This window comes from Eubacterium ramulus (assembly GCF_003122485.1).
GTDB classification, from domain to species: Bacteria; Bacillota; Clostridia; order Lachnospirales; family Lachnospiraceae; genus Eubacterium_I; species Eubacterium_I ramulus_A.
The window spans coordinates 1-3,966 of the sequence record NZ_JRFU01000024.1; the positions used below are offsets into that span (position 1 = coordinate 1).

A 3,966-nucleotide genomic window follows, 5' to 3' on the forward strand; every position below is an offset into this window, starting at 1 on the left:
CTCGGCTGTTAACCGAGTTGTTGTAGGTTCGAGCCCTACTCGGGGAGTTATGGCTCCATGGTCAAGCGGTTAAGACATCGCCCTTTCACGGCGGTAACACGGGTTCGATTCCCGTTGGAGTCACTTATATGTTAGCAGAATTGCTCAAAAAAGTAGCAGAGGTCTGTTGGCTGATAAACATTAGACTCAGGAAACAAATTTGTTTCTGTATGTTTATGCCGATGTGGCTCAATTGGCAGAGCAGCTGATTTGTAATCAGCAGGTTATCGGTTCGAGTCCGATCATCGGCTTTTTATGGACCTTTAGCTCAGTTGGTTAGAGCAACCGGCTCATAACCGGTCGGTCCTGGGTTCAAGTCCCCGAAGGTCCATTTTGCAAAACATATAATTAACGATCTGGCCTAGTGGCTCAGTTGGTTAGAGCGCCGCCCTGTCACGGCGGAGGTCACGGGTTCGAGTCCCGTCTGGGTCGTTTATGGGATCTTAGCTCAGCTGGGAGAGCATCTGCCTTACAAGCAGAGGGTCACAGGTTCGAGCCCTGTAGGTCCCATCGATGCTAAAGCATCATGCCGGCGTGGCGGAACTGGCAGACGCGCAGGACTTAAAATCCTGTGGTGGCGACATCGTACCGGTTCGATTCCGGTCGCCGGCATTAACTTCTTAAAGAAGTTAATTGAATATGTGTGTGTAGCTCAGCTGGATAGAGCACTTGGCTACGGACCAAGGTGTCGGGGGTTCGAATCCTCTCACGCACGTCCTAAGAAGTATCGCAAGCCTTTGATTTACAAGGGTTTGCGGTATTTTTTTGCGTTACAAGGGTCATGTTTTGTTCTTTTGTTCCAAGTTGTTCCATTTCTAAATTTGCAGAGAGAAAATTATTTAACTAGGTGATATATTATTGGAGAAGGGACTTAACTTAGACGATAATTTATGGTACAATAGATGTCTTATAGATGACGGCTGTAGTTTGAAAAAAGTATGTTTCGTAAAATGCACAAATTTAGAAAATTAAAGATCGTTTAGAAATATTAAAAGAGAGCTGCGAGGTGTTGAACGAGTCATAAATAATAGCTATAGAAGTTTTTATAAAATATTTAAGATAAGAGAAGGAGAATTGTAATGTTAACAGTTGGGAGTTATCAAGAAATGGATCAAAACAAATATGAAGAAAATTGGTTGATTGTGCGTAAGCCAGATGATCTGCCTGATTTTGTGAAACATATACCAGCGCTCAGTCCGTCGCCAGATCTGTTCCAGAAATATCGTGAAGCATGTCAGGAAAAAACGTTTAATCAGAAATTTTTTTATGAAGTGTATGTGCCACAGTTTGTGAAGGAATTATCTGAGAATGCAGAGGCACTTACTTTGCTAGAAAATTTGACAGATATGAGTAAAACAAAAAATATTATGCTTGGCTGCTATTGCGAAACGGAAGCAATGTGTCATAGGAGTATCATTGCGGGGATTTTGCTTGGCATGGGTGCAGAAATTAACACAAGGCAAGAGTATTTGAATTATTATAAATTGTACCAGATGATGAAAAAACGGGTAAAAGTGGACAACTGGTTGTAAACATAAAAGCAGCTGAAATTGGAAAATGAAGGAGAACATATAGCTAGATGAGTATTTTAAATGTAGAACACCTGACGCATGGTTTTGGTGATCGTGCGATTTTTGAAGATGTATCTTTTCGTTTGCTGAAGGGCGAGCATATCGGTTTGATTGGTGCAAATGGTGAGGGAAAATCCACATTTATGAGTATTGTAACCGGACGTTTGATGCCGGATGAAGGAAAAGTAGAATGGGCAAAAAATGTCCGGGCGGGATATCTGGATCAGCATGCAGTGCTGGAAGAAGGAATGACCATCGGTGATGTGCTGCGTTCCGCATTTTCCTGGCTGTTTGATATGGAAACAGAGATGAATCAGATGTTTGAACAGATGGCAGATGCGACACCAGAGGAAATGGAACGTCTGCTTGAGGAGACAGGTACTTATCAGGAGCTGTTGGAACAGCATGATTTCTATATGATTGATGCAAAAGTGGACGAGGTTGCCCGCGCATTAGGTTTGATGGATCTGGGGCTTGACCGCGATGTCACAGACCTGAGTGGTGGTCAGAGAACAAAAGTTTTACTGGCAAAATTATTGCTTGAAAAACCGGATATTTTATTGCTGGATGAGCCGACAAACTATCTGGATGAGGAGCATATTGCATGGCTGAAACGTTATCTGCTGGATTATGAAAATGCATTTATTCTGATTTCCCATGATATTCCATTCCTGAATGAAGTGGTAAATATTATTTATCATATGGAAAACCAGGAACTGAACCGATATGTAGGGGATTATGAGCATTTCCAGGAAGTGTATGCTATGAAAAAAGCGCAGCTTGAGGCTGCGTATCGCAGACAGCAGCAGGAAATCAGTGAATTAAAAGACTTTGTAGCAAGAAATAAGGCCAGAGTTTCTACTAGAAACATGGCGATGTCCCGTCAGAAAAAACTGGACAAAATGGATGTTATCGAACTGGCGGCAGAGCGTCCAAAGCCGGAATTTCATTTTCAGTATGGACAGACACCGGGAAAAATGCTGTTTGAGACACATGATCTGGTGATCGGTTACGACGAACCTCTGTCCAAACCATTAAATTTCTCTATGGAGCGTGGTCAGAAGATTGCGTTGGTTGGTACTAACGGAATCGGAAAAACAACGTTGCTGAAGAGTATTCTTGGTTTGATTCCATCTATTTCCGGTGAATGCGAATTGGGTGAAAAACTACAGCTTGGCTATTTTGAGCAGGAAGTAAGCCCAGATAATCGAAACAGCTGTATCGAAGAAATCTGGGAGGAGTTTCCATCATTTTCTCAGTATGAAGTTCGTTCCGCTCTGGCAAAATGTGGATTGACGACAAAACATATTGAAAGCCAGGTGCGTGTATTAAGCGGTGGCGAGCAGGCAAAAGTACGTCTGTGTAAGCTGCTGAATCGTGATACAAATTTCCTGCTTCTGGACGAGCCGACTAACCATTTGGATGTAGATGCAAAGGATGCATTAAAGACTGCATTGCAGGAATACCGCGGAAGTATTCTGCTGATCTGTCATGAGCCGGAGTTTTATCAGGATGTGGTAGATGAGATCTGGAATATGAGCCAGTGGACGACGAAATTATAAAAGCAGGATATTATTAAAGATGTTTGCCTGGAAAATGCATAAATGTATATCAGACATTTTTTAATTGGAAAATTGAAACAGAATATATAAGAGCATTTACCCAGTGATCTCAAAAATTGAATTTTATGAGAAAAATACATCAATAATATAGTAGCATATGCTAACTAAAACGATTGACAGAGTACCCCATAGGGGTATACAATAATGCTGGTTTCAGAATATCTTTTTATGATTGAATGGAAGAAAATGTCAGCTGATGCTACCTGGAATTATGCACCGGGTATCAACTGTGTTCGACTTGAAATATCATAATGAATCTGAAAAGTAAATTGAAAAATGATCATTTAAGAAAGAAGGAATCAGTATGGTAAAGACTGTATTAAAAATTGATGGTATGTCATGCAGCATGTGTGAAGCTCATATGAATGAAGTCATCCGCAACAATTTTAAAGTAAATAAAGTGTCTTCTTCTGCAAGTGCCGGAGAGACCGTTATCATCAGTGATGCGGAACTTGATATTCCATGGGTGAAAAAACAGGTAAAGGATATCGGATATAAAGTATTATCTTATGAAGCTGAGCCTTATGAGAAAAAAGAAAAGAAAGGTTTCTTCCATTTTGGAAAGAAATAATATGCAGTAAAATGCCGACAACTACTATAGAGGAAATTTTGTAGTAGCTGCCGGTTTTTTTATTACATTTTGAGTGCAAGAAAAAATTTAACTTACATTATCTGAAGAATCTTATCAGAATCACTGCACTCTACACTCCGTTCCGGTCGGCGCAAAACCATTG

At 40.8% G+C, this 3,966-nt stretch carries 3 protein-coding genes and 7 tRNA genes; all 10 read left to right on the plus strand.

All coding sequences use genetic code 11. The features are described 5' to 3' along the window. Positions 1-51 precede the first annotated feature (51 nt). The 10 genes from LG34_RS02540 to LG34_RS02585 all read left to right on the plus strand — a co-directional run bounded on the left by LG34_RS02540 (position 52) and on the right by LG34_RS02585 (position 3,803). Positions 52-123, plus strand: a tRNA-Glu gene (locus tag LG34_RS02540). 94 nt (positions 124-217) lie between these two features. Continuing rightward, a tRNA-Thr gene (locus LG34_RS02545) sits at positions 218-290 on the plus strand. 6 nt (positions 291-296) lie between these two features. After that, positions 297-370 (plus strand) — tRNA-Ile (locus LG34_RS02550). A gap of 27 nt (positions 371-397) precedes the next feature. Beyond that, positions 398-471 (plus strand) — tRNA-Asp (locus tag LG34_RS02555). A 5-nt stretch (positions 472-476) separates the two neighbouring features. Next, a tRNA-Val gene (locus LG34_RS02560) sits at positions 477-549 on the plus strand. Between the two features lie 18 nt (positions 550-567). After that, positions 568-651: transfer RNA gene (locus tag LG34_RS02565), tRNA-Leu, on the plus strand. A gap of 29 nt (positions 652-680) precedes the next feature. Continuing rightward, positions 681-754, plus strand: a tRNA-Arg gene (locus LG34_RS02570). Between the two features lie 391 nt (positions 755-1,145). Continuing rightward, on the plus strand, positions 1,146-1,571 hold the full coding sequence (locus LG34_RS02575) for a DUF488 domain-containing protein (RefSeq protein WP_181369265.1): 426 nt from the start codon (positions 1,146-1,148) through the stop codon (positions 1,569-1,571). 47 nt (positions 1,572-1,618) lie between these two features. Then, a complete protein-coding gene (locus LG34_RS02580) occupies positions 1,619-3,172 on the plus strand; it encodes an ABC-F family ATP-binding cassette domain-containing protein (protein WP_109214741.1) in 1,554 nt (517 codons plus the stop codon). 364 nt (positions 3,173-3,536) lie between these two features. Then, positions 3,537-3,803 carry a heavy-metal-associated domain-containing protein gene (locus tag LG34_RS02585; protein WP_109214742.1) on the plus strand — a complete coding sequence of 89 codons (267 nt, stop codon included), beginning with the start codon at positions 3,537-3,539 and terminating at the stop codon, positions 3,801-3,803. Positions 3,804-3,966: the final 163 nt, after the last annotated feature.

Coding starts and splice junctions, on each gene's coding strand:
- LG34_RS02580 (WP_109214741.1), top strand. CDS start 1,619: ATGAGTATTTTAAATGTAGAACACCTGACGCATGGTTTTGGTGATCGT.
- LG34_RS02585 (WP_109214742.1), top strand. CDS start 3,537: ATGGTAAAGACTGTATTAAAAATTGATGGTATGTCATGCAGCATGTGT.
- LG34_RS02575 (WP_181369265.1), top strand. CDS start 1,146: ATGGATCAAAACAAATATGAAGAAAATTGGTTGATTGTGCGTAAGCCA.